Raw genomic sequence first — 26,173 nt, 5'->3', positions numbered from 1 at the left:
TCTGCCGTCAGCGGGACGGGCACGAACGGTGGTAGGGAACGTCGGGGGCGTAGACGTGCCACTGCCAGTCCTCCAACCCGCCGCCGGTCACTCGGCAGGCGAGTCCGGTCGTGTCGGCGGCGATGGCCGGATAGTCACCGAGGTCCCAGAAGAGGACCGTGCCCCCACCGGCGGCGACGAGGGTACGGCCGTCCGGGGAGAAGACGACGTCGCTCACACCGCCCGCGTGGGGGCCCAGGCGCCCGGCCAGATGGGGTGCGTCGCGGTCGCCCACGCTCCACAGCCACGCGAGGCCGTCCCATCCGCCCGCCGCCACCAGGTCTCCGCCGGGGTGGAAGTCCGCGCTGTCGAACGTCACCTCCCGGTCGTCCTCGCGCGGCACCGTGCCCGTCTGCCGGGGCCGCCGCGGGTCGCTCACGTCGAAGAGACTCAGGACCGCGCTCCTTCTGTCCTCCCCGCTGGTGCCCTCTCCGGCCACGGCGACCGTCCTGCCGTCCGGGCTGAACGCCGTCCGGCCTCGCAGGTTCGGCAGCTCTCCGTCCGGAACCAGCTCCGTGAAGGACGCGCCGGACGACTCCCGGTTCCACAGGTGCACGCCTCCCGCGTAGCGGCCCCGGGACGTCAGCAGATAGCGGCCGTCGGGGCTGAAGTCGTTCCCCGTGAGCGAGCTGACGTCGGTGAGTGAATCCTCCTTCCGCGGGCGCCGCGGGTCGGCGACATCCCACAGGTCGAGGGCCTCGCCGCGGACCGCCAGGAGAGGCCGGTCGGGCGCGAAGAGGAGCTCGCGCGCGTCCTTGGGGGCGGTGCCGAGCGGGCCGATGACACGAGGCCGGTTCCGGTCCGTGAGGTCCCACAAGGTCACCGTTCCGTCGACGTGCAGACCGGCCAGGAGGGTGCCGTCGCCGCTGAGGGCGATGTCCCGGACGATGCTGCGCGGGCCGCGGGCCGTGGACAGCGCCTTCGGGGCGGTCGGGTCGCCGACGTCCCAGAGCCGGACGGTGTCGGAGCCGGTCACGGCCAGCATCCTGCCGTCACGCGAGAGGGCCACCACGGTGTGACCGGTGCCCGAATCCAGCTTCCGCACGACACGGGCCCGCTGGGTGTTTCCCAGATTCCAGTGGACGGCTTCCGACTCCCGGCCGAAGGTGTTCACGGAAACGAGCCCGCGCCCGTCGGGCAGGAAGGCCACGGCGCCGATGTCCACCCCCTTCTCGATCCGTGCCAGCACACTCGTGTGCCCCACGAGGTTCTCGCGCCGCACCGGCTTTCGGGTGTCGCTCAGGTCCCACACGGCGACCACCCCGTCCTTGCCCGCGGTCGCCAGCCGGGAGCCGTCCGGGGAGAAGGCGAATCCTTGCACCTCGTACGAGTGCGCCTGCCACTTCGCGACGGTCCTCGGATCGCGGGGATCGGAGACGTCCAGGAGCTTGGCGGACGCCTCGTCGGTCGTGGCCAGGTGACGGCCGTCGGGGCTGAAGGCGAGCTCTCCGTCGGACCCGCGCACGAATCCACCCGGCCGGGGTGCGCGGGGATCCGTCACGTCCCAGACGCGCACGCCGTCGACGGTGTAGTTCCGGCCGATGTCGAGCGATCCCCTGCTTCTGGGAAAGTCGGACGAGACGGCCAGTGTCCGGCCGTCCGGGGCGAATGCCACGCCGTCGGTCTCATACACCCCTCTGGTCACCGATACCCGGCGGGGTTCGCGTGCGCCGGAGACGTCCCACAGGGCGAGTGCGCCGCCGTGTTCCGCCGCCCGATCGTCGTCCTCGTCCCACCAGCCGACCACGGCCGCCCGCCTGCCGTCGGGGCTCAGCGCCATGGCCTCCGCGTAGCCGGGCAGACCGGTGGGAAGGGGCCCGGAAACAGTGCGCCGGGGGGCTTTCCCCTCGTGCAGTCCGGTGAGGTCCCACAGTGACACCGTGTCGTCCGAGCACAGAGCGGCGAGCGTCCGGCCGCCCGGGCCGCCGAAAGAGACCGTGTAGGCGTCGCAGTCCAGACGGGCCAGTGCGGTGGTCCGGGAGGATCCGCGGGCCACGTCCCACAGCGTCAGGGAGTCGTCCTCGAACGCGGCGAGGGTCCGCCCGTCCGGCCCGAGAACCGCCTCCGTCGCCTCGGTCGGCAGCAGGGCGGAGCCGCGGAACGGGCTCTCGGCGAGTGTCCGGAACATGCTTCGCCGTGCGTCCGCCCCCGGCCGCAGCGCGTGGGCGGCCAGGCCCAGGGCCAGCGAACTGCGTGGATCCGTGTCCCGCAGGCTGTCCGCCTCCGCCAGCAGCGCGCGGTAGGTGGCCAGCTCCCGCTGTGACTGGGCGGTGTTGCGCTGCTCCTCAGCCCTGCGTTCCTGGCGCAGGGCCGTCGCGGCGAACCCGATCGAGGCGAGCACCGCGATCACCAGTGTGACGACCGCGGCCTTCAGCGCTCTGAGTCGGCGCCGCTCGCGCTGCCGGGTGCTGAGGGCCGCCGCCTCGCTCTCGGCCAGGAACCGGCGCTGCGGTTCCGTCAGCGGTGCGCGGTGACCGGGGACGCGCAGATCCAGCGCGTTCTGCAACCGGCTGCCGTGCAGGAGGAAGGCGGGATCGCGCCCGGCGGCCTGCCATTCCTCGGTGGCGATACGCAGTCGTTGTCGCTGCAGCAAGGCCGCCGCGTCCTCGGTCACCCAGTCACGCAGCCGCGACCACGCGCGCAGCAGGGATTCGTGGGCGATCTGCGCGGTGTCCTGGTCGACGGTGATCAGCCGGTCCTTCGCCAGCCGGTCCCGTACGTCCTGGGCACCGGCGGGCAGCCCGTCGAGCAAGGAGGCGAGCGGGATCGGATGCCGGATCACCGCCCCCGCGCCGTCCGGGGGCAGGTGCACCATACGCAGGAGCAGTTCCCGCAGCACCAGCTGATTCTCGGGGGAGAGTTCACCGTAGAGGTTCTCCCCGGTCCGGGACATCGATCGCCAGATGCCGCCGGTGGCGTGATAGCCGGCCAGGGTGAGCCGGGCACCGGCGCGCCGCAGCCAGGTCTCGCGCAGTGCGTGTGCCAGGAACGGCAGCGCGCCCGTCCCGTGGTCACCGAGCCGGCCTTCGTTGAGGTCCTGCAGCAGCCGGTCGGCGAGTCCGTCCTCCAGCTTCAGACCGGCCGCGGCCGCGGGGCCCTCGATCGCGGCCCGTAATTCCTCTTCGCTCATCGGTGGCACGTTCAACTGCCCGCTCCGCAAGGCCCTCTCCAGTGCGGAGTGGGCCAGGCAGCTGCCGTAGTGGTCCGCACGAAGGCCGAGGACGACCCGCGGTCGCGGGGCAGGCCCGTCGCCCGCGACAGCGGCGATGAACGCGGCACGCTCGGCGGCGTCGGCGCAGTGTGTGAACACCTCCTCGAACTGGTCGACCACGAGCAGCCGGCATGCCGCCCGCCCGGCGAGGGGCGGCAGGAATCGGCCCCGCTCCAGCGCGCGGCGCACTTCCGGGACCGGGCGCCCGGTGGTGCGTGCCCAGGCGTCGGCCAGGGCGGCCAGCGGGTGCGACCCGGGCGCGGGCAGCAGCAGAGCGGGCCACGGGGTCGCGTCGTCGTCGGACGCGTGACCGCGCGCGAGCCCGGCCAGCAGACCGGCCCGCAGCAGGGACGACTTGCCCGCCCCTGAAGCGCCCACCACCACGACCGGACCGTTGCCGCGCACAGCGGTCAGCAGCCGCCGCACCAGGTCGTCCCGGCCGAAGTAGTGACCGCTGTCCTCGGTCCGGAACGGCTCCAGACCGGGATACGGGCAGGGAAGGTCGGCGGGTGGCTCGACGTGGCCCTCGTCGGGGACCTGGTAGGCGCGGTTGCGTACGAGGGGCAGCGCACCCAGCGTTCCCTCGCTCTGTCGGGACGGCCGCACCCGAGTGTCGTCGGCGAACTGCCGCTCCAGCGCGGCGTGCAAGCGGTCGGCGGTCAGCCACAGCGGCCCGGTCGGGTCACCTTCGTCGAGCAGACGCAGGAGCCGGCCGCTGAACAGCGTGTGCTCTTCCCCCTTCGGAGCGAACGACAGCGCGTAGTGGGACGCCGACGTGAGCAGAAAGCTGCCTCGTGGTTGGGCGGACACGAACGGATCCGGTGTCCCGCCGCCCTTCGGCCGTTTCGCGATGCCCGAGAAACAGCAGTCCAGCACCACCAGAGAGCCATGCGCCGCCCCACCCAGCAGGTCACGCACGGTGCGGTAGGGCACCGCCCCGGCGATGCTGTGATCCGAAAGGCTGAAATGAGTGGCGAGGTACAGCTCGTCTCCGGGCCCGAGCAGGCCGTGTCCGACGTAGTACAGCACCAACGGCCCCGTCGCGTCGTGTGCCGCCGCTTCCACGGCGGCCACCACCGCGGTGGCGTCCGCGTCGGCCGGGACGCGCGTGACGCTGTCGGCGGCCCTACCGCACGCGTCGTGCAGCGCTCGCCGCAGATCGCTCAACGTGGTGTTGACGGAGTCCAGTTGGGTGAGCTCCGAGCCCTGGCGGAACGTACCGGTGCCGATCAGCAGGACTCGGGCACCACGTGCCGCCAGGCCGTCGGTCACGGCGCGGGGTCCTCGCGCGGTCGCTCCGCTCCGCTCTGCCCGTCACCCGGCAGTTCCGCCCGCTCCGCGGGCCGTGCCAGCCTTTCGGCCAGCTCGGCGAGTTCCTGGGGACTCAGGCTGCGTGCCTGACGTGTGCTGATGGTGATCGAGGTGCCGTCCGCCCGGGTCACGGTGACGGTGTGGTTGCCGCGCCGCGTCTGCACCCAGGCGACGATCGCCCCGGCGAAGACCGCAGCCACCCCGCCCGGTTCCAGCAGGGCTACGAGGGCATCGGTCGCGGGGCCCATGGCCCCGGGCGGCGGCTCGGTCGACTCCCGTCGGACACGACCCCGCAGTTCCGGCTCGTTCAGCAGCCATCCCCGCAGTTCCTCCACAGCACCCGAAGGTCCTTCCGCCCGTACGGTCATGACGGTACGCATCTGTCTCCCCCTCGTTCTCCGGCCCAGGAGTTCACCCACGACCCCCGACGCCCTTGGAGGGTCCGAGGCTACTCAGCCGGGCGCCGGCGCTCCAGGGGATCACGCCGCCCGCCCCGAAGCATCGCCGCGCGTCCGGCCCCGGCGCCGGACGCCCCAGGACGGCCAAAAGGCGCGGTCGGAATGGCCTCTGCGGGCGGCCCGTAGAAGGCAACACCCCTCAGGACGGCCGCTCCGTAGCAGGCGAAACTCTCAGGACGGCGCTCCGTAGCAGGTGGCGATCGCGGCGGCGCGGTTCCGCAAGGAGGTGCGCAACCACTGCGGGGCCAGGGCTTCCGCGTCCGTGGCGAGCTGCCACAGCGCCCACTCGGCGTGCCGTGAATCCTGGAACGTCAACTCCAGCCGCAGCCGGCCGTCCGCGTCGGCTTCTTCTGCGCGGACGGCCAGCGCGGTGCCGACCAGCTCCTCCCGCCGCGCCGGGTCTACCCGTACCAGCACGGCGACTTGGTCGCCGCCGGTCCGGAACGTCGTGCTGCGTTCCTGCCAGGCCCGGTCCAGATCGACCCGGTCGGGTCGCTGCGCGGGTTCGTCGAGTTCCTCGGCGGCCGACACCCGGGACAGCCGGTACGTGCGGTCCGCGCCGGACCGCGTGGCCAGCAAGTAGCCCTGGTCGCGCACGGTGACCAGGCCGATCGGGTCCACCGTGCGCCACTTCGGGGTTCGGTCCACAGCCGCGTAGCGGATGCGCAGCTTGTGTCCGGCCAACACCGCGCGCCGGACCTCGGCCACGATGGTGTCGGGCACCTCCTCGGCGACCACGCGGCGTGAGAGGAGGTCGGTCTCCGGGTCGATGAGCAAGCGCTGCGCCGCGCCGGCCGCGGTGTCCCGATAGCCTTCGGGCAGCGCGTCGACCACCTTGAGCATGGCTGAGGCGAGCGCCGATCCGAGGCCGAACACCTGGGCGCCGCGGCGTGATCCGGCGACCAGCAGGGCGAGCGCCTCGTCGTGGTTCAGTCCGGTGAGCTCTGTCTGGAAACCGGGCAGCAACTCGAAACCGCCGTGCCGGCCGCGTTCGGCGTAGACCGGGACGCCGGCTGCGGACAGCGCCTCTATGTCGCGCAGCACGGTACGCGTGGATACCTCGAGCTCGCGGGCGAGCGTGGCCGCGGACAGCCGACCGTGCCGGCGCAGCAACAGCACCAGCGAGACCAACCGGTCGGCGCGCATACGAAAACCCTAGCGGAATACATGACACAGGATGTCGTGATGCGTTGGCAGGCTCTCAACACGACGTCGAAGAGCGGCAGTTACCGAGCCGATGGACGTACGTATCGTCGCTGAACCGAATGGAGCTGATGTGGCTGTGGAGCGAACGACGGTCAACCCGTGGACCTGGTCCGTGGAGATGGGCTACAACCAGGGTGAGATCGTCTCCGGGCACACCCGGACCCTGTACTGCGCCGGGCAGACCGCGATGAGCGGCGACGGCAAGCCCCAGCATGAGGGTGACATGGCAGGGCAGTTGGCGCTGAGCCTCGACAATCTGGAGGCCGTACTCAGCGAGGCCGGCATGTCCTTCGCGAACCTCGTACGGCTCAACGTCTACGCCACCGACGTCGATCTGCTTTTCCGGCACTACGGCGTGCTGGCGTCGCGGCTGGGCGCCGCCGGGGTGGCCCCGACCACCACGATGCTCGGGGTGACACGGCTGGCGATCCCCACTTTGATGGTCGAGCTCGAGGGGACCGCCGTCGCGTGATGTGACCTCGCCGCCTCCGCTGTTCGTGCCGGTCGAACCGGCACGAACAGCGGGCCGGGTGGCCGCTTTCGACGGACCGGCCGAACCTCTTCGCTTGTTCCTCAGCGGGCCGGCAACGGCCAGGCAGCGCCGTCCCGGCCGACGAGCCATCACCTCAGGCGCTCAGCGCTCTCAAGCGATCCGGGTGGGAGACATCCGCGAACGGGCGGTGCGACCTGAGGGTGCTCGGCCACGATCCGGGTGGTCCGACCGGTGCCGCTCACGGCGAGCGCGATCAGCGGCAGCAGGGTGAGGGCGGCGAGGACGGCGCCGACCAGAGCGGGGCCGGTCAGGCCGAGGGAGGAGTCCAGGGCCCGCCCGGCGAGGGCCGAGCCGCCGGCGATGCCGGTGTTGTAGGCGGACGTGGTCAGCGCCGACGTCAGCGTGGGGGCATCACCCGCGAAGCGGACGGCGAGCGAGGTGACGACCGGGTTGATGCTGAATCCGGTCAGGGCCATGAGGAAGACCAGAGCGACGGCCGTCACAGGGGCGTCCGACAGGGGGATCAGCAGCAGGAGGACGAGCGCGGTCGCCGCGGCGGCGGTGACCGTCGTGACCATGGGGCGGCGGTCGCCCAGCCGGCCTCCGAAGGAGTTGCCGCCCACGGCGCCGACACCGAACGCGATCAGCACCAGCGGCACGGCGCCTTCGGCTATGTGGGCGCGGTCGGTCAGCAGCGGTGTGATGTAGGTGTAGGTCGCCAGGACACCGCCCATGATCAGCACCGCGGCGCCGAGTGCCAGCCAAAGACGGCCTTGGCGGAGCGCACGGAACTCGGCCCGTACCGACCCTTCGGCGCGTTGCTCGACCGTGGGGAGGAATCGGCCGATGACCGCGGCGGCGAGGGCGGAGAGGACGGCCAGGGCCCAGAAGGGGCCGCGCCAGCCGGTGAACTGCCCGGCGAGGGAGCCGATCGGCACGCCGACGACGTTGGCCAGGGTCAGGCCGCCCATCATCACGCCGACGGCCCGGGTGGCGTTGCCCGGACCCGCGGCGGCGGTGGCGATGACGAATCCGACGGCCCAGAACGCCCCGGTGGCCAGGGCGGTCACGACGCGGGCGACGAGGACCACCGTGAAGGAGCCGCTCAGCGCGGCGACGACGTGCCCGATCGCGAAGACGGCCAGGGCCAGCACCAGGGTCCGGCGCTGCGGCAGGCGCAGGGTCGCCAGGGCCATGGTCGGCCCGCCGACGATCATGCCGATGGCGAAGGCGCTGATCAGCAGGCCGGCGTCGGAGACGCTGACGCCGAGGTCGCCGGCCATGTCCGGGAGCAGTCCGGCGATGACGAACTCGCTCGTTCCCATCAGGAACGTACCGGCGGCGAGCACCCGGACGACGAAGGGCAGCTTGCCGGGGGCGGTCCCTGCTGCGGAAGGCATACGGCTGCTTCTCTCCTTACGGGTGGTGGTCAGGCGGCGGCTTCGATGCGGACGCGGTCGGCCGTGGCGAGCCGGCCGATGTCGCCGCTGTCGTCGAGGCGGCCGAGGACGAGCAGGTCGCCGGAGGCGGAGGGGCCGTCGCGGTAGAAGAGGGCCAGGTTGCCCCAGGGCGCGTAGTAGGCCAGATCGCCGGCCTTCGGTGCGGCCGGGGCCGGTGCGCCGGACGTGTCCAGCTTGCGGGGCGGGTATCCGACTCGCTCCGTCCCGTGGAAGTCCTCCAGTTCCAGGGTGAGCGGGAGCAGGCCGGCGAGGTCGCGCGCGGCGGGGCTGTCGTTCAAGGTGGCGTCGACCCGGTGGCCGTCGATGGTGAGCCGGATGTTCATGGAGGTGTCCCTGTCGGACGGGGTGGGGGGTGCCTCGGCCGTGGCCGTCTGCTGCCGCCCGGCGGCGGACGCCGGAGACGGGGAGGCAGACGAGGAGTCGGCACAGGCCGTCACGGCCAGCAGGAAGGCGGCGGCCGGGACGGCGCGGGCGAGGACACTGCGGGCGGACGATCGCATGGCGTGATCCCGGGGTCGGTGGGGCATCGGTCCGACGTAGTGCCGGAACCGGTGGTCTCGGTGTGCGGGGCGTCACATGAGGGGTGTAAATCCGGCCCGCGGCGCCGTGACGCCGTGGCCGGAAGCGCCACGCCACCAGGTAACCGCCGTTCCGCGCGCGTAGCGAGGCACCAACGAGGGGTGTACCGGCAGTGAACCCCACCTGCGGCGCGCAGGCCGTACCGTCGAGGTGTGGACAACCGTGAAGAGGTCCGCGAGTTCCTCACCTCGCGGCGCGCGAAGATCGCCCCTGAACAGGCCGGACTTCCCGCCGGCACCCGCCGCCGCGTGCCGGGGCTGCGCAGGAGCGAGGTCGCGGCCCTGGCCGACGTCAGCGTCGAGTACTACGCGAAACTCGAGCGCGGCAACCTCGCCGGCGTCTCCCCGGCCGTCCTTGAAGCCATCGCCCGTGCCCTCCAGATGGACGACGCCGAACGCGCCCACCTGCTTCGTCTGGCCCAGGCCGCCGACGGCTCCGACGCCCTGACCCGCCCCCGCCGCCGTACGACGCGGAAGTGGACGCCGCACCGCAGCCTGCAATGGACCCTGGACGCGATCACCGCCGGGCCCGCCTTCGTCCGCAACGGGCGCATGGACCTGCTTGCCGCCAACCAGCTGGCCCGCGCGTTCTACGCCGACGTCTACGCCGCGCCCGGGAACCAGGCGAACCTCGCCCGTTTCAACTTCCTCGACCCCGCCTCCCGGCGCTTCTACCCCGACTGGGACCTCTTCGCCGACGTCGCCGTGGCCATCCTGCGCACCGAAGCCGGCCGTAACCCGTACGACAAGGACCTGCACGACCTCGTCGGCGAGTTGTCCACCCGCAGCGAGGAATTCCGCACCCGCTGGGGCGCCCACGATGTCCGCCACCACGGCACCGGCACCAAACGGTTCCACCACTCGGCCGTCGGAGAGCTCACCCTCGCCTTCGAGGGCCTGGAGATGGCCGCCGAACCGGGCCTCACCCTCACCATCTACACGGCCGAACCCGGTTCCCCCTCCGAAGAGGGCCTGCGCCTGCTCGCCTCCTGGATCGCCACACAGGAAGCCGGTACTCACAGCGAGCCGACCACGACCAACTGACCTCGGTGACCGCCACCGGAACGTGGTCCTTCAGCCGGCCGCGCGGACCTTGTTCAGCACCGGGAAGTACCAGCGCATGATGTCGCGCAGTTTGTCGCCGTGACCACGCGCCCAGTCCCGCTGCAGCTCGGCGACCACGGCCGGGGCGGTGACCGGGTGCGCTCCCGCCTGGATCATCCGCTGCATGGCCCGCTCGTGGCTGTCCGGGCTGATGCCGCCGACCGCATCCGACACCGGGTGGACCTCGAAGCCGTCCTGGACGGCGTCGAGCGCCGTGAAGGCGAGACACACCTCGGTCCACAGACCGGCGGTGATCAGCTGTGCGACGGCCGCCTCAGCCGTCGCGTTTCCCGCCGAGGACCTGCTCGCGCAGGATGTCCGCGTGGCCACAGTGCTGGGCCAGTTCACGCAGCACGTGGAGGTAGACCCAGCGCAGGGGCAGCGGGCCTCGGCGATTGCCCAGTACGAGGTCGTCGAGTGTCAGCTCCGCGGTGGCCCGGCGGGACGCCGCGCACGCCCGCTGATGGGCTCGTTGGACGGACGCGATCGTGTCGTTGTCGTCGAGATCGAACGACTCGTCGGGCGTTTCGGGAATGCCGATCTCGGCGCGGGAACGGCATGTGACCGCCTCGTCGAACCAGACCTTCTCGACGAACGTGGCGTGCTTGACCAGCCCCAGAAGTGTGGTCTTGGACGTGACCAGCGACAGGCGGGCCTGTTCGTCGGTCAGCCCGTTCAAGCTGTCATGGAGCGCGGATCGATGCTCATCGAGGAACGTCTCGAACTGCTCGCGGAGCGCTGCGTGGAACACCGTGGGTTCCGTCGACGGAAGGGAGACCATGTCGCCAACGATAGGCTGCCGGGCCCTCGTTCGAGAGCCCGTCTGACGTGAACGTACCCAGGACTCCTCCAGCTGCCATCTCGACCCGGTGACCCGCACCAGTGTGGCCGGTGGCACCGGGGTCGGCGAGAAGCAGCGGTAGTAGGCGAGTTCGCGGGTGGTGCGGTTGCGGCGGATCAGCAGCTGGTGGCTGCCGGGGCGGGGTTCGGCCAGGTCGATGACGGCCGAGTCGTAGAAGCGGTGCCCTTTGGTGCCGGCCCCGGCCGCCAGCTTCTGCGAGGCCCGCCTGGGCACCTTCGCGGCCAGGGCATCCGCGTTGGCATGCATAGACGAGGTAGACGGCGACCTGCGCGTTCCGATTCTCCCCGCGGTGCCGGTGTACTGGCGCTGGACACCGACGGTGTGCGTGCCTTCTTTCACGTCCCCGGTCTCGTCGACTACCAGCACCGCATCCTCGTCGCGCAAGTGCTCCAGTACGTACTCACGCACGTCGTCTACGTACTCATGCACGGCGTCGCGCACGGCGTCGGCATCCCACCTGGCCCGGCCGAGCAGGTGCTGCATGTCGTCCGGACCGGCCTCCCCGGGCCACTCGGTGACGCCCCAACAGTTCTTGCGCGGCAGGTCCGACAGCAGCCCCGGTACCAAGTCCCTTACCCGACGCCGGGGTTCAACCCGCGCGAACCGGCCCGCTATCCGGCCCATCAGGACCTCGCACGCCTCCTGCCGGCGGACAGGGTCTACGCTGTGACCCGCGGCCATCGCATGATCTTCAAGTTTTCACACACCGGTGATCACCGGTGACCGCACCCGTTTTCACGGCCCCCGCGGTCACGACGTGTGAAGACGGGGCCGCATCCCGTGTCCCGCTCGGGCACGCAGCGTCCGCCCGCCGACTCGTGCCAGGAGGACACATGCAACGCGGCGAAGTCTGGTGGGTCGACTTCGACGAGCGACGTCCGGTCGTGCTGCTGTCGGGCGACGAGTCATCCGGGCTCCAGGCCATGCAGGTCGTTGCACCAGCGGGCGTCGACATCAGCGGCCTGGGCGTTGAAGTGGCGATAGGCGCCCTGGAAGGACTGCCCTTCGAAGGCGTGCTGCGGTTCGCTTTCCCGCGTCCGGGCTTCACTCCTTGCACATGGCTGACCACCGTGGCCCGGGACGACCTGATCGAGCGGGCGGGCGTGTTGTCCTCCGCGAAGCTCAACGAGGTTGGAGAAGCCCTCCATGCCGCTGGACAGAAGAGGGAGTGGACCCCGATGACGCTTGCCAGGCTCCACGAGATCAAAGATGCCCGCCGTCTCGGAGGACTCGAGTAGCGGACGCCTCTGCCGCCCACCTCGATTTCGTCGAAAGTTCGGGCCGCACCCCAGATACGCGATGCGCCTGTCCGCGAGCGCACCGAAACCCAGAGTGGTGAGCTGAGGCGCTCCTTGCCGATACGGTCGCGAGGTGGAGTCGAAAGAGCTGGACGAGTGCCCGCTGCACGGGGCCCGTGTGCGCCCTGAGTATCTGGTCGGGCGGCGTCTTGAACAGGTGCTTGTGTCCTGGCACTTGTACGGCGCCGAGGACCCGTCCGGGCCGATGGATGTGTGGCTGATCGACGACGCGGGAGACTCCACCCGCGTCACGACTGGCTCGGACTGGTGCCTGATCGTCGAGGTGTCGGCCCCCTTTGAGGGATATGACATGGCTGAGTGCGGCCGAGTCGAGGTCGCCCCTGCCAACAGCGAGACACCGTTCATGGAGCACCTCGGCACGACGGTCCTCGCAGTGCGGGAAGAGTGGGATCCTGCAAGTGGACGGATCGCGCTTGAGATCGTCTTCGATTCCGGCGGCGTCCAGTGCGAGAGCTGGTCCGGAGACCTCCGCCTGACTGCCGCGTGATTCACGCTCCAGTGCCAGCGGGGTCCATGTGAGGGTCTTGCGTGGCCTGGTGTGACGGCATCGGAGTCGCTGAGACGGCACTTGGAAGGGCCTGGGGGGAACCCACGGGCCCATCCCGTCATCGTGCGATTTGGACGGGCGCGTTGCGGGACTCGTTCCTCGGCGGCCTGCCGCCGAAGGTGCGTTCGAAGGAGCGGATGGCGTCCTTCTACTTCCATTCCAGCGCGGCCGTGGGCGCTGGACGCGAGGAACCGGTCGCAGCGGGGGCCGGGTTGCGGGTCGCCGAGGCGGTCCCGGGCGCACTCCGGGACGATCTCGTAGCCGTCCGGGGCTCTCTTTCGTGCTCATACGCTGCCGGCGCGCGCCGTGGTTTCTCCGGTGCGGGTGCGGGTGCGGGTGCGGGCGTCCGTGGCCCGAAGGCGGCGCCTGAAATCTGGCCCGGGATGTCGGTCGACAAGGGCGGGGGTCTGGCCGGGGCGTATGCCCGAGCCCCCGCACAAGACCGCGTCTCTGCGTGTGACAGGGGTGCACTTCACGCGTCCACGAGTCTCGACGAGGAACCCGGCGCGGCGGCAGGCCACTCGCATCCCCGCCGGGCAGCCGGGATGGGCTGTTTGTACCAATCCGGTCCCCCTGCCCGCCGGCGCCCATTGTGCTGGTGACCTGTACGTTCACCCCGTTTCCGAGCCAGATGGGGGAGGGGTGGGCGTGCCATTGTCCGGGTTTGTGCCGAGGGTGGTGTACGGGAGGCGCGAACACCACCGGAGCCATGCCGGGTGCGGGTCTTCCATGGGAGGAGTGTCATGCGCAGATTGTCACGGGCCCGGGTCGTCCTGGCCGGAGCCGCCGTTGTGCTGGTGTGTTCCTCGTCCGCAGCGTGGGCGGGTGGCACGCCCGCGGGAGCGGGGCCCTCGAACGTGAGCGTGAGCCCGTCGCAGGTCCATCAGGGCGCGACGGTGAAGGTCACCGCCTCGGGCTGCACCAGCGGCGGCACGGTCACCTCCGCGGCATTCCCCGCCGTGCAGTTGCCCGCCGGAACGACTACGACGGCCACCGCACGGGTGGCCGACACCGCCACGCCCGGCGCCCACACGGTGACGGTGCGGTGCGGCAGCCGGACGGCGAACGCCTCGTTCACCGTGCTGGCCGGCACCCCGGCACGGGGCGGTCTCGGTGGCAGCCAGATCTCGAGCACGGCGGTGACCGCCGCGGGCGGTGCCATGGCGGCACTGGCCGCCTGCACCGGAGCCTTCCTGATCACCCGCCGCCACCGCGCCCAGTGAATGCGGGTGACGTACACCGGCGGTGCCGTGCCTGAACCGGGAGCGGCCGACCCGGGTCGTGTACCGCCTGCCCTTTGACGTGTGGTTCCGGACCGGCGAGGCGAGCGCCGGCCCGGAACCACACCCCGCAACCACGGCAAACCGGGTCGGGAAGTGGCCGCACGGCTCTCAGCCCGGTCCCACAGCCGCACCACTCCGCCGCACGGCGCGGCGCGCGTGCCGGAGGTTCTGGACTCGGAACCGGCCGTCCACGGAGAAGGTGAAGGGGAAAGAACGCACCGGCGTCCTTCGCCGACGAGATCCGCCTCGGTACGGGCTGGCAGTGCACGGCCGCGTTCCTCTGATTGCGCCGAGGGCCAGCGGCTGGTCAACGCAGGTGAGATCACCCGCTGATCCGCGCAATGCCTCGGTCGTCTTCTAGGGTCGTTCGTATGATGATCGACACCAGGTTCGCCGGCTCGCTCTTCGAATCCCTCCAGGCTGACGCCCTCACCAGCCCGGACCAGCTGCGCGAGCTCTACCCGCAGCCGAACCCGAACTCGCTCCGCAAGGAGACCGGCCGCCTGACCGAGGAGAGCCGGGCTCTGATCGGCTGTTCCTCGCTGGTGTTCATCGGCAGCGCGGATGTCGAGGGCCGGGCGGACGTGACGCCGCGTGGCGGCCCCGCCGGGTTCGTCTCGGTGCTCGACGAGCAGACCTTGGTCATCCCCGACGCGACCGGTAACAAGCGGCTCGACACCATGCACAACGTGTTGCAGACCGGACGCGTCGGACTGCTCTTCCTCGTTCCCGGCCGCCCGACCACGCTGCGCGTCAATGGCCGCGCCTGCATCTCGGCGCGTCCGGAGCTGCTCGCCCAACTCACGCCCGTTGGCAAACCGCCGGTCACGGCGATCGTGGTGCAGGTCGAGCAGGCTTATCCACACTGTCCGAAGTCGCTGATGCGCGCCAATGCCTGGCAACCGGAGCGGTGGGTGCCTGCTGATGCCCAGCCGACCAGCGCCGAGGTGACGCTGGCTCAGCTGAACCTGCCCGGCCTGACCGTCGATCAGGTCGAGGAGGCCGAACGGGAGTCACTGCGCCTGCGTTACGAGTGAGTTCGGATGAGCACTCCTGTCGCGATGAGGTCAGGCGCCGCCGGCAGATGAGCGCGCATCCGAGGGCGAGGAATGGTCCCCCGGACAAGCCGGCGGTACTTGTCGTCGTCGTAGCCTCGGTCGCCCAGCACCACGTCCGGGCCGCGCCGCGGGGCAGGCATGTTCTCGAAGCAGAGCAGGCTCCGGCTCCAATCCGCCCTGTTGCACGGCCCCTTCACCGGCGTACCGGCCCTCCGTGTCTGCCCGGACCCGGTCGTGGCGCGGTTCAATGGCGGCCATGACGCGAAAAACCTCATCCACCGCCGTCGTCACCGTTGTTGTCGCTGTCGTGTTCGCCGCTCTCACGTCGTGTTCCTCGGATTCTTCGGATGGGTCCCCCACCGAAGAGCGGCCCACCAGGTCAGGCTCCGGGGCACCGGCGTCGGACCCCGGGCCGACTCCCACAGCGACGGCCACGCCGTCGCCCTCGCCCACCGGGCCGTGCGCCGACGGGACGTGTGAGATCGAGGTCGCCGTAGGCGACGTCGTGACAGTGCCGGAAAAGTACGGCCTCGGGCCGATCGAGGTGACGGCGATCACCGATGGTGAGGTCGAGATGGTCGCGCCGCTGACGGGATCGGGCTACAGCGTTTCGGGCTGCTCCGGCGGCGGCAGCGTGTCCTCGGACGGCAGCGGCGGCGTCCGGCTCAGCTGCGGCAAGGGACCCGCCGCGACCATCAACGACGCCATGAGCCTGGAGGTCGCAGAGATCCTCGACACCGCCGCAGTCCTCCGGATCGAACCCGTCGGGTGACGCACGGCTCTGCCCCTGGGGCAGGATTCCGTACAACGATGCCCTTCACGCGGAGACGGTGCCGAGGCGGCTCAGGCGCGGTGGGCACCGGGCATCCCCTTCTGACGTCGCGACGGGAAGGACCTTCTGAATGCGCAGCTCAGGGCGGCCATGGCTCAGGGTCCTCGGCTGGGCCCTGTTCATCGTCGGCATGACCACGTTCTTCATCAACGCCGAGGCCCTCATGAACGGCAAGGCCGTCGAGTGCGACGGCAGCCCGATGAGACCCGGTCAGTGGTGCGTGAGGGTGGGCGGCGAATCCCTCAGCTACGACGAGGAGGAGAAGAACGAGGCCCGTGGAGAACTCGTCGGCTACGCGGGGGTGGGCCTCGGCATCCTCGGTATCGCCGTCTTCGTCACCAACGGGATCACCACGCGACGAGGAAACCGACAACGCTAGCCGTCGGGGTGGGAACGCCTTGAGTGCTGCGCCTGGGCGACACGCTGCCGGGGCCGCCGCCTGCCCATCGGGTCCCACCGCGCCCGAAGTCACCGCTTGGTCCTCGAGAAGCCCGCCATCCCGACTTGGTCGCGCCCCCACGGCAGCGGCTTGGGGCACCCTCAACTGGGGCCCGTCGTCCGGTTCACGCCGCACGCTGTCGTCCGCGACAGGCCCGAGGCGGCGCTCCGCTCAGGGCTTCTCGCCGCGCGCGTACGGGCCGAGTAGCTCTCGGAACGCGGCATCGCCGGGAGGCTCGAACTCCTCCGTGTCCGCGCCGCGTTCGACGAACGGTGTGCAGGTGGCGGAGGTGCGGCCGGCCATGCGATGGGTGTCGAGCAGGCGGCCGGTACGGGCCTCCAGGACCCGTACCTCGTACCGGCCCTCGTAATGGGAGATCTCCCGGCCCGCTTCGACAGGCGACTCGTACCGGCACTTCTTGAGGAGCTTGCCCAGCCCCTCGTACCGGGCGCAGGCTACGAGCTGCACCCGCTCGGGCAGCGGCGTGAACGGATCGGCGCGGTCATAGCCGCCGCCCCCCTCGAACTGGTGCAGCAGACCGTTGACATGGACGACCACAGGGCGCGGTCCCGACGCCGACAAGCGTGCCGCCCGGGGGACCGGACGGCCCCCTTCCTCCTGGCACAGGCCACTGAACGAGAAAAGGTCGAGGCGCGTCTCTGCTGGGCTTTCCGACACCGGGGCCGTCGGGGTGACCGGCCGCCCGGAGGACCCGGGGGCGACGGAGAAGGCCGGGGTCGCGGCGGATCCGCCGGTATCGCCGTCGCCGCCCGAGGGCCGTCCCAGCAGCCCGATCAGGACCGCGACCCCTGCCAAGGCCACGACCCCGGCCCCGTAGCGCGCCCGTCCAGCCACCCCGTCCGCCCCCTTCCGGTGTCAGCGCCCGCCGATCCGGCCTCCCGCGGTGCGCCGGTGGCCGGAGGCGGTGGGACAACCGTAGCCGCTCGACGCGGACCTCCGCCGGGGCCGGCGGACGGCCGGACAACCGGTTCACCGCCATCCGGGACAGGTTCACCGCCCCGGCGCCAATGCGGAGATCTCCTCCACTCGCTCCATTCGTGGTCCCCGTCGACTTCGTCGGCGGGGACGGCGGCTTCGACCTCCCGCGCAAGCGTGTCCTGCTCGCGTGGCGAAGCCCTGCAACCTCTCACCACTCGAACGGCTATACCGGCTCCTCGTACAGGCCGATCTCGGAGGGCCTGCGACCAAGCAGCAGCGCGAGACGCCCCTCCACGGCGGCGAACCAGTCGTCGAGGTCCGCACCGGCGTCGTGGAAGAACCAGGAGTCGAAGCTTCCCAGGGCATCCAGGTCTGGTTCGGGCTCGTAGCGGAGTTCGCAGTGAACTTGCATGTAGTGGTCATGCTCGCCGTCGTCGGTGATGTCGAACTGCCGCGTGAGGTCCACAGTGAACAGCGGTCGCCCGCTGAAGGCGTACGTGCCGTATTGAAAGAGCAAGCCGTCGGAGTCGGGCGTGGGCGCGGTGTCAAAGCGTCTCCGCCCGAAACGCATGAAGGCGAGCCATGCACCCCGAGTGGTCCACTCGGTCATCTCCGACTGCCCGGTCGCCAGCTCGGCACGCAGGAGGTCGAGGGCTTCCTCCGGCCGTGGTCTGTTGGGCACGTCGGCTCCCTTCGTTCAGTGACGAAGCCAGTCTGAAGCACACAGAGGTGTCCCATGGGTGGGCTTGTCGTCACCGATGGGGGGGACTGCGGCGTCGAGGTCGGACCGTTTCGTAGGAAGATCATTGCGCGTTAGGGTGCCGCGGTGACGTGGATCGAGCGTGTGGTCGAGCGGGAGGGTGTGCGGCTCGTCTGTCGGGACTGGGGCGGAGACGGGCCGGCGCTGGTGCTGCTGCACGGGCTGGCCGGCCATGCGGGCGAGTGGGACGCACTGGCAAGGCCTCTGAGTTCGGCATACCGGGTGGTCGCAGTCGACCAACGCGGCCACGGCGCCAGCGACCGCTTCCCTTCAGACGTCTCCAGAGATGCCTTCGTCGAAGACATCGTCGCCGTGACGGACCAGTTGGGCCTGGAGCGGGTTGTCCTTCTCGGACAGTCGATGGGCGGACACGCGGCCATCCTGGCCGCCGCGAGGCATCCTGAGCTGGTCCGCGGGCTGGTGTCCATCGAAGCCGACGTGAGCGGTCCCGACCCGGAATGGCCGACTCATATCCGCCGGTGGTTCGACTCGTGGCCGACCGCCTTTCCCTCACGCGATGCTGCGATCCGGTTTTTCGGCGGCGGAGCGATCGGCAAGGGCTGGGCGGACGGGCTGGAGGAACGCGACGGGCAATGGTGGCCCCGCTTCGACCGGGACGTGATGGTCCGGTCCGTGGCGGATGCTGCCCGGCACTCCTTCGCACATGAGTGGGAGCGCGTCGCCTGCCCTACCCTGCTCATCCTGGCCCAGGCGAGCTTCATCCCGCCTGCACGGGTCGATGCGCTGATGCGCCGCCGCATCCCCTCGGTCTCCGTCAGCGTTCGCGAGACCCGCCATGACCTGCACCTGGAGCAACCCGACATCGTGTACCGCCTGGTCTCCGAATTTCTCGCCGGTCTGTCCGCATAGGGGTGCGCCAGGACTTGCACCGGTCCCAGCACCAGGCGAAGGCGCGCATCGGATCGCCCGACAGCGCGCCGGGCACGAGTTCGTGCCCATGTGTCGTGCTCCATGCTCCGGACATGCTCGTCCTGACCCGACGACCAGGAACCCGCCCCGCCGCCTGGTCGCCGCCCACCCGCAGGCGCATCCCCCTGAGGCGCCCAGCGGCTGGTGCGTGCCCGCCGCTGTCGCCACCGCTTCACCGACCGCCACGAGCTGCGACAGGCCACGCCTGATGGCGCCGAACCCTGGTCCGCGCGTACGTAGCCCCCGTCGCGAAGGCCATATGGCGCACGGCGTTTCCCGACCACGGAGCCCCTCGGAGCCCTGCGCAGCTGTCAGGTCGGGCAGCGGCATGGACAATGGACAAGGAGCAAGATCTGCTGCGGCTGGCTTGAAGTTCTGGGCTCGGAACTGGCCATCCACGGAGAGGTGAAGGAGAAGGAACGCACCGGCGTCCTTCACCGTCAGACCCGTAGGTTCGGACAGTTCGACTACCGGATGAACCTGCCGGCCGACGCTGACCCCGAGCGCATCAGCGCCGACCTGACCCACGGCGTTCTGACCGTCCGCGTACCCAGGACGGGGCACGAGAAGCCGCGACGCATCGAGATCACCGCCCGCTGAACGGGTCCGGCCGGCGATTCGACCCGCTTCTCCGCCGTCGGCGTGCACGGCGACGGCGTGGCTGCCTTACGCCGCCGGGAAACGCGCGACCGGCGGACCACGGTCTTGTCGATCAATCGAAGTACGACTCAAGTCCGCCGCGACGCCGGATGTCGAGTGTCGCGCAGTGGAACGAGCCGCCGAACGGGGCGTAGTGCATCAGATCGCACGGGATCGGCTCGAACCCCCAGCTCTCGAGCGCCCGCAGCATGCGGGTGTGGTGCCGCTCCGCGATCACCCGCTTCTCATCGATCATGAGAACGTTCATGTTGAGCCACTTGCCGCACATCGAGGTGATCTTCAGCAGGCGCTCGGAGATCGGGTCGGGCTCCGGGGCAAGGAGAACGTCCCACGTGCGCAGAACCTGCGGCAGACGGTCGACGTCGATGTACTCGGGATTGAGCAGCACCTTGCCGGGCGCGAGCAGGACGAACGTCGTGTCGATGTGCATGGGCGTGCGGCAGCGGCTCTCGATCTCGTGGATTCGGTAACCGGGACCGAGATGCCGGCGCAGCCACGCGATGCCCATCCCGTTGGTGACGTTGCTCCTTGTCACGAACAAGTCGCGTCCGGCGCGCACGAAATCCGCAGCGTCGAACACCGGCTCGAACTCGGTGAGGATGTAGCGCATGGGCTCGCCGGCCGCAGGGGGACGGAAATCCGCCTCGAACAGTTCGTCGGTGAGCTGCGGCTTCGGTGCTGCCGTCCAGCGTGCGCCGCGCCGGAAGTAGTCCTTGAGGAGCGGACGGTAGGAGTGTGTCTCGAAATACCGGCACGGCCACGCCATCGGGGTTTCGATGATCTCGTCGCCGATCACGAGCATGCTGTCCCGCGGACATGTGTTGCAGAAACCGCGCGACGACCAGTCGGGCGTGCCGAACCGCTTCTTGTGATCGACCGCTTCCGGCCGCCTGACCGTGATGCCGAGGGACTGCAGGAGAGCGACGAACTGATCGAGTTCCTGCTGTGCCCGCTCGACCAGCACGCGCGGGTACCTGAAGCCGGCGGCAAGCCCCTGCAGCCTCGCCGCCCAGGGCGGGATGTTGCAGGCCACGACCGCATGGTGGGAGGGGAACGTCGCGCCCTCGAGACGCCCGACGATGATCTCTTCCAGAGGGTCCCACTCGGTGTGCGAATTGACCGGCGCACGTGTCGGCGTGCTCATCGAAACCACCTCCGGTGTCACCATGCGCGCCTTGTTGGTTCGTTGCCCGGCGTAGGGCCACCGATGAGTGTTCCGTTGCCGTGGTAACCGCGACTGAAACGGTTCTCCTCCCTTGCTCTCCGGCTCGAACAGGCATCAGCCCTGCTGGCGCGGCGGAGGGTACGGCGTCGCTCACCAAGAGCTTCCACACACTGCACAACGCGCAGGACCCACGACAACGCCGCCACGCCGTGATCACACCAATGGCCCGGCGCGGCTCCCCGTGGGCCTTTCCCTGGCGCGTGCCCGGTGGACTTGGGCTGCTTCAGGATGCGGCTTCGCGTTGCGGCACCACCGCGACGGGACAGTCGGCATGCTGGAGCGCGGTGTGCCCGACGCGGCCGAGGGACAGCGCGAAGAAGGTGCCGTCGCGGAGCATCGCGAAGAGGACGTCGGCTCGTCGTCTTGCGAGGCGGAGGAGGGCTTGGTGTGGTGCTTGCCCTGGCTGATTGCCTTGGCGCGTGCTGCTGCCCGGTACCGGGCCGGGGCTCGGCCGGCCAGGCAGCCGCAGGCGCCCGGGCGCCGGGCCACCGCCGAGTCGTCGAAGCCGACGAGGGCCACGTCGTCCGGGCGGGCCGCAGCGAACGCTAGACCTCAGCCGGAACCTTCTCAGCCGCCTTCTCGGCAGCCTCCTCGACCACGTCGCCCACAGCGGGAGGGGCGAACGCCGTGTACATCGCCGACCCCTGCTGGTTCGACTTCTCGACGGACTTCTTCTTGACGAGGGCCTCCAGGGTGTTGCGCACCGTCTGGACGGACGTCGCCCGCTCGGGATGGTCCTGCGCGAGCTGGTCGGTGACCTCCCGCGCAACACGCGGCTCGCCGGGGGACGTGAGGAGGATGCCCAGGACGAGCTCGTGCAACGGCGGCACCGCCTTCTCCTTGGCCGGCGCCTTCTCGGCCGGAGCCCTTGTGGCGGCGGTCTTCTTCACCGGAGTCTTCGCTGTGGCCGTCTTCTTCGCCGTCGCCTTCTTGGCGGTGCTCTTGCCCTTGGCGGCAGGTGCCTTCTTCGCGGCCGGCTTGGACTGCGCCGCCCTCACCTGCTTGCCTTGTCGCGGCTTCGGAACGGTCCGGGCAGCATCGGCAACGGCCTCGGCCTCGGCCGATGCGGGGGCGCCCGGCTCGCGCTCCCTCTGTTCGCCCGTGGCCGCCGGTGACGTCTCGTCCGCCCCGGCGACGGCTTCGGCTTCCGAGTTCGCGATGACCGTTGTGGGCAGGGTGGTGGCCTGCGCCTCGACCAACCACGCTTCCTCCACACGGAGTTGCTCGAGGCGCTCCTGGAGATCGGCCTGCTCCTTGCGGTTGGCCGCGAGGTCCTCCGCGTAGCGCTGTGCGTACACGTTCTGGATGGGGGTCTTCTCGGGCTGGTCGGCCACGACTGCACGCTCCTCGTACACGGTGTGTTGCTTACATGGTGTGTTGCTGCCGGATGCTACTCACCGGTGCGAGGTGGCAGTTGCCCTCCCGCACGAAGTCCACTCTTGTGGGCACCGTGGAGACCGATTTCGCTGCAACCTCCACGAGCATTGGACGGGCACCCCTGCTGTGAAGTGGGGGTTGCGAACAGACCTTGCCCCGTTGCCGGGCGACGCCCCCAACCGGCCCGCGATGACGGCATGGCGGCATCGCGGGCCAGTTGGGGGCGGACAGCACGGTGATGCGAAGCGAACGCCCTGAACGCCTCATGCCGAGCGAGCCTGGCATACGGCACAGGCGGCCGGAGTTGTCCTGGCCGGAGGTCAGACGCTGCCTCTCTCCACTCCGGCTCCTACCAGTCGACGTGCGCGCTGATCCATTTGGCCAAGCCGTCGTCGTCCCCTTCGGGGGGCAGCTCGGTCGCGCAGGACAGCGGGGTGTAGGACAGCTGGAGGTGGGTGAGGTAGCCGTAGGGCCCATTGTCGGACGCCGGCCCCAGAACGAGAGCGTGGGTGGGTGTACGCCAGACGCGGTGTGCGAGTGCGGGCGCGGACTGCAGCACGGCCGCGGCTGACAGGCTCGTCCGCTCAGGCGCTGTGCCGACGTGTTCGGTCACCGCCTGCGTCGCCTGAGCCAGGACGGCCTCGCATTCCTCGGTCGTGCAAGGTCGGCGGCCGTTCCAGCCGGGCAACTGCTCCCAGCGGTCCATGAGGCGGTACAGCCATGGACCGTTGGTCATGTTCTCGTCTTCGGCGTCCACCGGGTAGAGCTCACCGAAGACGAGGAAGTGCCGGGCCTCGGGATGGCCGAACGGGACGTACGTGTCGGTGCACAGGACATGTGCGTGACCGGTGCGGATCGAGTCGCAGACCAGCTCGTGCTCCCAGCTCCACCCTCGCTGCAGCATCTCGGCGTCGAGTGATTCGTCGTCGGTGGGTGTCGGCACCGTTGGCAGAGCGACCAGTTCGGCGACCACCGCTGCGGTCAACGGCCTGTGGGCGAGGGCGTGGACGGATGTCGGCATAGGGAGCACTGTAGAAGCGGTACCGGACAGGACGCAGACGCGCGCTGCCCACTCGGCGTCCGTAAGGGAGTCCGCGGGCCCCTTGTCGTCCCGCGCACCAATAGCGTCGCACCCCGGCTTCGGGGAACGGGGGTGGCGACATCGGGCATCTTGACGTTGGTTGTCCGTCGGCTGCGCCGGCGGTCGCCAAGGGGAGTTTCAGACCAGGTCAGTTGTCGAGGTGCCCGTCGTTCGTGTGAGCCGAGTAGTAGGCCGCCTGGCGGGCCATGATGGTGCGCATCGGAGTGTCGCTCGGGACGCCGTAGACGGTGCCCTCGAAGTCGAGGTCGCGCTGGATCTCCCAGATCTCGGCGTGCCGGTCGGGTGAGAACGACTCGGCCGGATCCCCGACCGCGATCCATCCGATCGGCACGACGGTGCCGGGGTGCAGTCTCGAGTTGACGTGCAGCACGCTGTTGATCCGCAGCTCGGAGCGGGCCCCGGCCACAGCGCCGGGGAACATCGACACGCCGGTCGCCACGAAGACCTCGTCCTCGACGGTCGCCCCGTTGATGTGTGCGTGGGGTCCGATCAGTACCGCGTCGCCCAGAACCGCCGGATGGTTTTCGCGGCCGCGGACGAGGGCGTTCTCCATGACGACCACGTTCGCTCCCGTGCGTACCTCACCGTCCTCGGCGGTGAGCACCGCACCGTGCAGGACGCGTGTGTGCTCGCCCAGGACGACCGCACCGCAGAGCACTGCCGAGGGGGCGACGTACGCGGACTCGGGAACCACAGGACTCTTTCCGCGATGCTCCAACAACATGCCCGGAGCTTAGGCCCGGGAAGGCGGGTCGACGCTTCTGACACGGTGCACGGTCACCCGGCCGGGGGTGGGGCTCCGGGGCTCATTGCGCGGCCGCGCGGGCGCGGAGGTGATCGCCGGCGAGGGCGGGAGGATCCAGGGATCCCGGTCTGGGTGATGGAGGAGGCCGAGGTGAGCGACGGCCCCCACATTCGGCACGGCGCGACGCTTTGCAAGCCTGGGTCGAGGTCTAGGCCTGTCGCTTAGATCCGTCCGTGAGATCGTCGTGGCCATGATCGAGTCCTGGATCATCGATGACGACAGCACTGCCCCGGTGTCGTCCGATGTGGTGCGGGAGACGTTTCGGACGAGGGTCGACGAAAGGCAGCTTGAGACGTGGCTGACCAGTTCGTCCGGTCGATCGCTGGCCTTCGTGACGAACACCGAGCGCGCGATGGTGGTGCTGTTCGATGGGGAAGACGGCGAGCAGCATGCCGTTGATCCAGGAGCGGGCGGTTCGAGCGAGGGGTTCGTTCTCTCCAACGGGCAGCATGACGAGTACCTGGACGAAGACACCGTGCCGATCGGTGAGGCGTTCAGGCTCGTGGAGCACATCGTCAGCACGGGTTCCTGGCCTGAGGACGCGCGCTGGGTGGTCGACCGCTGAAGCGTCGGCCTACCGCCGGGCCCAGATGAGGTTGGCGACGAGGTGGAGTGCAGCCTTGAAGGCGATGGCGAGCTTGTCCCCTCGCATGGCCAGGCCGCGCCACTGCTTGAGCCGGTTGATGCATCGCTCGACCGCGTTGCGCTGCTTGTACGCCTCGGCGTCGAAAGCCGGTGGGCGACCGCCGGCGCGGCCTCTCCGCAGATGCCACGTGAGACAACCTCTTAGAACTCCTAACAAAATGAGATGAAGAATGGCCTCAGGTCGGGCGACGATCGCTCGGTACTCGCCGACGAAAGGGCAGCTATGGGCGACAGCCCCCCGAGGGAGCTCATCTCGCTTGCTGATGACGAGGGCAACAGCGTCTCGGTCAACGTTTTGGGACGTAGCCCCAGATGGACCGCCGGGCTCGACGCGGAAATCGTCGTCAAGACGCCCTTCGTGTCCGGCCGTATCGACCTGGCGCTGTACGTTGCGAGGTTGGAGAGCTGGGCCGACGCACTGGAACGGCTTGACGCCGGCGAAGACGTGGCCTGGATGGAGATGAGCAGCGGGCCGTCCATCTTCATCCAGCTCACGGGCGAGCGTGACTGCCCGGAGGTAGTCGTGGAGGACGAGTCCGGGTCCATGGTCACCGTGCGGGTCCCGCTCGTCCCGCCGGACGACTGGATTGCTGACCACCGCCAGCGTCTGCGCCAGGTGATGGATCACTGGGTTCCGATGCTGTCAGGGTAGGGAGACAAGTCGCCGCCAGCAGATGAGGGCGCATCCTAGGGTCAGAAAGGCTTCGTGGATGTCGTCGCGGATCTCCCAGCGGATCGGCAGGCGGCGGAACCAGTGCAGGTGGGCGAACGCACGCTCCACGACCCAGCGTTGGGTGCCCCGTCCGGAGCCGTGCCCGGTGCCGCGTCGGGCGATCACCGGCTTCACGCCGAGGGCCCAGACGAGGCGGCGGTACTTGTCGTGGTCGTAGCCGCGGTCACCGAGCACGATGTCCGGGCGGCGCCGGGGCCGGCCGCGCTTGCCCCGCACCGGTGGAACGGCTTCGAGCAGCGGAATGAGCTGGGTGACGTCGTTGCGATTGCCGCCGGTCAGGGTGACGGCGAGCGGGATGCCGGTGGCGTCGGTGATCAGGTGGTGTTTGCTGCCCGTCCTGCCCCGGTCGACAGGGCTTCGTCCCGTCTTGGGGCCCCCTTTAGCGCCCGGATGTGGGAGCCGTCGACCGTCGCCCGAGAGAAGTCCAGGGCGTTCGCGCCGCGCAGCTTCGCCAGGAGCTCTTGGTGCAGCCGGGGCCACACGCCAGCCTCGGTCCACTCGGCCAAGCGGCGCCAGCAGGTCATGCCCGAGCCGAAGCCGAGCTCCTGCGGCAGGTGTTCCCACGCGATCCCCGTGTGCAGCACGAAAAGGATGCCCTGGAACACCAGCCGGTCCGGATGCCGCTTCCGCCCAGGATGCAACGAGTCCGACGCTCGACCTTCGGCAGCAGCGGTTCGATCAACGCCCATAGTTCGTCATCGACATCCCACGGCTTCGGTCGAGCCACCCCGCACCCCCGGATCAACGGTCCCGGAGCGATCAAACCACCTCGAAGATCATTTCGTTAGGAGTTCTTA

Annotated in this window: 25 protein-coding genes and 3 pseudogenes; 12 read left to right on the top strand and 16 right to left on the bottom strand. The window is 70.0% G+C overall.

Going from position 1 to position 26,173, the window contains the following annotated elements:
• Nucleotides 1-7 precede the first annotated feature (7 nt).
• The 3 genes from AB0K36_RS07580 to AB0K36_RS07570 all read right to left on the bottom strand — a co-directional run bounded on the left by AB0K36_RS07580 (nucleotide 8) and on the right by AB0K36_RS07570 (nucleotide 6,165).
• The gene (locus AB0K36_RS07580) at nucleotides 8-4,522 is read right to left on the bottom strand and encodes a caspase, EACC1-associated type (protein WP_364589656.1); all 4,515 of its coding nucleotides are present in this window, start codon (nucleotides 4,520-4,522) and stop codon (nucleotides 8-10) included.
• A complete protein-coding gene (locus AB0K36_RS07575) occupies nucleotides 4,519-4,941 on the bottom strand; it encodes an effector-associated constant component EACC1 (RefSeq protein WP_364589653.1) in 423 nt (140 codons plus the stop codon). The genes AB0K36_RS07580 and AB0K36_RS07575 overlap by 4 nt, the downstream gene beginning before the upstream one ends.
• A 249-nt stretch (nucleotides 4,942-5,190) precedes the next feature.
• Nucleotides 5,191-6,165 carry a helix-turn-helix transcriptional regulator gene (locus AB0K36_RS07570; protein WP_364589651.1) on the bottom strand — a complete coding sequence of 325 codons (975 nt, stop codon included), beginning with the start codon at nucleotides 6,163-6,165 and terminating at the stop codon, nucleotides 5,191-5,193.
• A gap of 136 nt (nucleotides 6,166-6,301) precedes the next feature.
• Between AB0K36_RS07570 and AB0K36_RS07565 the strand changes: the two genes are divergently transcribed.
• Nucleotides 6,302-6,697: a RidA family protein gene (locus AB0K36_RS07565; protein WP_364589783.1), complete on the top strand. Its 396-nt coding sequence runs from the start codon at nucleotides 6,302-6,304 to the stop codon at nucleotides 6,695-6,697.
• Between the two features lie 149 nt (nucleotides 6,698-6,846).
• On the opposite strand, the gene AB0K36_RS07560 is transcribed toward AB0K36_RS07565, so the two are convergent.
• A complete protein-coding gene (locus AB0K36_RS07560) occupies nucleotides 6,847-8,118 on the bottom strand; it encodes an MFS transporter (protein WP_364589648.1) in 1,272 nt (423 codons plus the stop codon).
• 29 nt (nucleotides 8,119-8,147) lie between these two features.
• A complete protein-coding gene (locus AB0K36_RS07555; protein ID WP_364589645.1) occupies nucleotides 8,148-8,678 on the bottom strand; it encodes a cyclophilin-like fold protein in 531 nt (176 codons plus the stop codon).
• Between the two features lie 231 nt (nucleotides 8,679-8,909).
• Between AB0K36_RS07555 and AB0K36_RS07550 the strand changes: the two genes are divergently transcribed.
• The gene (locus AB0K36_RS07550; RefSeq protein WP_364589643.1) at nucleotides 8,910-9,800 is read left to right on the top strand and encodes a helix-turn-helix transcriptional regulator; all 891 of its coding nucleotides are present in this window, start codon (nucleotides 8,910-8,912) and stop codon (nucleotides 9,798-9,800) included.
• Between the two features lie 30 nt (nucleotides 9,801-9,830).
• Here AB0K36_RS07550 and AB0K36_RS07545 read toward each other — a convergent pair whose 3' ends face one another.
• Nucleotides 9,831-10,190, bottom strand: coding sequence for an isochorismatase family protein (locus AB0K36_RS07545; protein WP_364589640.1), 360 nt, complete (start codon nucleotides 10,188-10,190; stop codon nucleotides 9,831-9,833).
• Complete coding sequence (locus AB0K36_RS07540) at nucleotides 10,135-11,403, bottom strand: mycothiol transferase (protein WP_364589637.1); 1,269 nt, start codon at nucleotides 11,401-11,403, stop codon at nucleotides 10,135-10,137. Before AB0K36_RS07540 ends, AB0K36_RS07545 begins: the two co-directional genes overlap by 56 nt.
• A gap of 152 nt (nucleotides 11,404-11,555) precedes the next feature.
• Between AB0K36_RS07540 and AB0K36_RS07535 the strand changes: the two genes are divergently transcribed.
• The 6 genes from AB0K36_RS07535 (at nucleotide 11,556) to AB0K36_RS07510 (ending at nucleotide 16,140) form a co-directional block, all read left to right on the top strand.
• The gene (locus tag AB0K36_RS07535) at nucleotides 11,556-11,960 is read left to right on the top strand and encodes a type II toxin-antitoxin system PemK/MazF family toxin (protein WP_364589634.1); all 405 of its coding nucleotides are present in this window, start codon (nucleotides 11,556-11,558) and stop codon (nucleotides 11,958-11,960) included.
• Between the two features lie 133 nt (nucleotides 11,961-12,093).
• Nucleotides 12,094-12,528, top strand: coding sequence for a hypothetical protein (locus tag AB0K36_RS07530; protein ID WP_364589631.1), 435 nt, complete (start codon nucleotides 12,094-12,096; stop codon nucleotides 12,526-12,528).
• Between the two features lie 803 nt (nucleotides 12,529-13,331).
• Entirely contained in the window at nucleotides 13,332-13,811 is a 480-nt protein-coding gene (locus tag AB0K36_RS07525; protein WP_364589628.1) for a hypothetical protein, read from the top strand.
• Between the two features lie 431 nt (nucleotides 13,812-14,242).
• The gene (locus tag AB0K36_RS07520) at nucleotides 14,243-14,908 is read left to right on the top strand and encodes an MSMEG_1061 family FMN-dependent PPOX-type flavoprotein (RefSeq protein ID WP_364589625.1); all 666 of its coding nucleotides are present in this window, start codon (nucleotides 14,243-14,245) and stop codon (nucleotides 14,906-14,908) included.
• Nucleotides 14,909-15,434: 526 nt separating this feature from the next.
• Nucleotides 15,435-15,701, top strand: coding sequence for a hypothetical protein (locus AB0K36_RS07515; RefSeq protein ID WP_364589622.1), 267 nt, complete (start codon nucleotides 15,435-15,437; stop codon nucleotides 15,699-15,701).
• 130 nt (nucleotides 15,702-15,831) lie between these two features.
• The gene (locus AB0K36_RS07510) at nucleotides 15,832-16,140 is read left to right on the top strand and encodes a hypothetical protein (RefSeq protein ID WP_364589619.1); all 309 of its coding nucleotides are present in this window, start codon (nucleotides 15,832-15,834) and stop codon (nucleotides 16,138-16,140) included.
• 231 nt (nucleotides 16,141-16,371) lie between these two features.
• Here the strand turns inward: AB0K36_RS07510 and AB0K36_RS07505 are convergent, their stop codons facing one another.
• Both AB0K36_RS07505 and AB0K36_RS07500 read right to left on the bottom strand, forming a co-directional pair.
• Entirely contained in the window at nucleotides 16,372-16,758 is a 387-nt protein-coding gene (locus AB0K36_RS07505) for a hypothetical protein (protein ID WP_364589616.1), read from the bottom strand.
• Between the two features lie 604 nt (nucleotides 16,759-17,362).
• Nucleotides 17,363-17,821 (bottom strand): hypothetical protein, encoded by a 459-nt coding sequence (locus tag AB0K36_RS07500; protein WP_364589613.1) that lies wholly within the window; start codon nucleotides 17,819-17,821, stop codon nucleotides 17,363-17,365.
• 144 nt (nucleotides 17,822-17,965) lie between these two features.
• On the opposite strand from AB0K36_RS07500, the gene AB0K36_RS07495 reads away from it, so the two are divergent.
• Together AB0K36_RS07495 and AB0K36_RS07490 are read left to right on the top strand one after the other, a co-directional pair.
• Nucleotides 17,966-18,769: an alpha/beta fold hydrolase gene (locus AB0K36_RS07495; protein ID WP_364589610.1), complete on the top strand. Its 804-nt coding sequence runs from the start codon at nucleotides 17,966-17,968 to the stop codon at nucleotides 18,767-18,769.
• Between the two features lie 360 nt (nucleotides 18,770-19,129).
• On the top strand, nucleotides 19,130-19,429 hold the full coding sequence (locus AB0K36_RS07490) for an Hsp20/alpha crystallin family protein (protein WP_435877811.1): 300 nt from the start codon (nucleotides 19,130-19,132) through the stop codon (nucleotides 19,427-19,429).
• Between the two features lie 112 nt (nucleotides 19,430-19,541).
• On the opposite strand, the gene AB0K36_RS07485 is transcribed toward AB0K36_RS07490, so the two are convergent.
• The 5 genes and pseudogenes from AB0K36_RS07485 to AB0K36_RS07465 form a co-directional block, all read right to left on the bottom strand.
• Nucleotides 19,542-20,633, bottom strand: coding sequence for an amidinotransferase (locus AB0K36_RS07485; RefSeq protein ID WP_364589604.1), 1,092 nt, complete (start codon nucleotides 20,631-20,633; stop codon nucleotides 19,542-19,544).
• A 304-nt stretch (nucleotides 20,634-20,937) separates the two neighbouring features.
• Nucleotides 20,938-21,114, bottom strand: a pseudogene (locus AB0K36_RS07480) (universal stress protein); the annotation flags it as partial.
• Nucleotides 21,115-21,259: 145 nt separating this feature from the next.
• Nucleotides 21,260-22,048: a hypothetical protein gene (locus tag AB0K36_RS07475; protein ID WP_364589601.1), complete on the bottom strand. Its 789-nt coding sequence runs from the start codon at nucleotides 22,046-22,048 to the stop codon at nucleotides 21,260-21,262.
• A 392-nt stretch (nucleotides 22,049-22,440) separates the two neighbouring features.
• Nucleotides 22,441-23,112: a hypothetical protein gene (locus tag AB0K36_RS07470; RefSeq protein WP_364589600.1), complete on the bottom strand. Its 672-nt coding sequence runs from the start codon at nucleotides 23,110-23,112 to the stop codon at nucleotides 22,441-22,443.
• 208 nt (nucleotides 23,113-23,320) lie between these two features.
• On the bottom strand, nucleotides 23,321-23,917 hold the full coding sequence (locus AB0K36_RS07465; protein ID WP_364589597.1) for a gamma carbonic anhydrase family protein: 597 nt from the start codon (nucleotides 23,915-23,917) through the stop codon (nucleotides 23,321-23,323).
• Between the two features lie 271 nt (nucleotides 23,918-24,188).
• Between AB0K36_RS07465 and AB0K36_RS07460 the strand changes: the two genes are divergently transcribed.
• Entirely contained in the window at nucleotides 24,189-24,563 is a 375-nt protein-coding gene (locus AB0K36_RS07460; RefSeq protein WP_364589780.1) for a hypothetical protein, read from the top strand.
• A gap of 9 nt (nucleotides 24,564-24,572) precedes the next feature.
• Here the strand turns inward: AB0K36_RS07460 and AB0K36_RS07455 are convergent.
• Nucleotides 24,573-24,764: pseudogene (locus tag AB0K36_RS07455) on the bottom strand (IS5/IS1182 family transposase); the annotation flags it as partial.
• Between the two features lie 42 nt (nucleotides 24,765-24,806).
• On the opposite strand from AB0K36_RS07455, the gene AB0K36_RS07450 reads away from it, so the two are divergent.
• On the top strand, nucleotides 24,807-25,295 hold the full coding sequence (locus AB0K36_RS07450; protein WP_364589594.1) for a DUF5959 family protein: 489 nt from the start codon (nucleotides 24,807-24,809) through the stop codon (nucleotides 25,293-25,295).
• Here AB0K36_RS07450 and AB0K36_RS07445 read toward each other — a convergent pair.
• Nucleotides 25,287-26,103, bottom strand: a pseudogene (locus tag AB0K36_RS07445) (IS5 family transposase). The gene AB0K36_RS07450 and the pseudogene AB0K36_RS07445 sit on opposite strands and share 9 nt — an antisense overlap.
• Nucleotides 26,104-26,173: the final 70 nt, after the last annotated feature.

The organism is Streptomyces kurssanovii, assembly GCF_040677245.1.
Lineage (GTDB): Bacteria > Actinomycetota > Actinomycetes > Streptomycetales > Streptomycetaceae > Streptomyces > Streptomyces kurssanovii.
The sequence above is the reverse complement of the archived record's forward strand: the minus strand, read 5'-3'. Positions and strand labels throughout refer to the sequence as shown.

Bases quoted from the DNA above. Each gene is read 5' to 3' on its own strand.
- AB0K36_RS07560 (WP_364589648.1), bottom strand. From the start codon at position 8,118: ATGCCTTCCGCAGCAGGGACCGCCCCCGGCAAGCTGCCCTTCGTCGTC.
- AB0K36_RS07460 (WP_364589780.1), top strand. From the start codon at position 24,189: ATGATCGAGTCCTGGATCATCGATGACGACAGCACTGCCCCGGTGTCG.
- AB0K36_RS07575 (WP_364589653.1), bottom strand. From the start codon at position 4,941: ATGCGTACCGTCATGACCGTACGGGCGGAAGGACCTTCGGGTGCTGTG.
- AB0K36_RS07510 (WP_364589619.1), top strand. From the start codon at position 15,832: ATGCGCAGCTCAGGGCGGCCATGGCTCAGGGTCCTCGGCTGGGCCCTG.
- AB0K36_RS07485 (WP_364589604.1), bottom strand. From the start codon at position 20,633: ATGAGCACGCCGACACGTGCGCCGGTCAATTCGCACACCGAGTGGGAC.
- AB0K36_RS07540 (WP_364589637.1), bottom strand. From the start codon at position 11,403: ATGGCCGCGGGTCACAGCGTAGACCCTGTCCGCCGGCAGGAGGCGTGC.
- AB0K36_RS07465 (WP_364589597.1), bottom strand. From the start codon at position 23,917: ATGTTGTTGGAGCATCGCGGAAAGAGTCCTGTGGTTCCCGAGTCCGCG.
- AB0K36_RS07470 (WP_364589600.1), bottom strand. From the start codon at position 23,112: ATGCCGACATCCGTCCACGCCCTCGCCCACAGGCCGTTGACCGCAGCG.
- AB0K36_RS07520 (WP_364589625.1), top strand. From the start codon at position 14,243: ATGATGATCGACACCAGGTTCGCCGGCTCGCTCTTCGAATCCCTCCAG.
- AB0K36_RS07450 (WP_364589594.1), top strand. From the start codon at position 24,807: ATGAAGAATGGCCTCAGGTCGGGCGACGATCGCTCGGTACTCGCCGAC.
- AB0K36_RS07525 (WP_364589628.1), top strand. From the start codon at position 13,332: ATGCGCAGATTGTCACGGGCCCGGGTCGTCCTGGCCGGAGCCGCCGTT.
- AB0K36_RS07535 (WP_364589634.1), top strand. From the start codon at position 11,556: ATGCAACGCGGCGAAGTCTGGTGGGTCGACTTCGACGAGCGACGTCCG.
- AB0K36_RS07570 (WP_364589651.1), bottom strand. From the start codon at position 6,165: ATGCGCGCCGACCGGTTGGTCTCGCTGGTGCTGTTGCTGCGCCGGCAC.
- AB0K36_RS07555 (WP_364589645.1), bottom strand. From the start codon at position 8,678: ATGCGATCGTCCGCCCGCAGTGTCCTCGCCCGCGCCGTCCCGGCCGCC.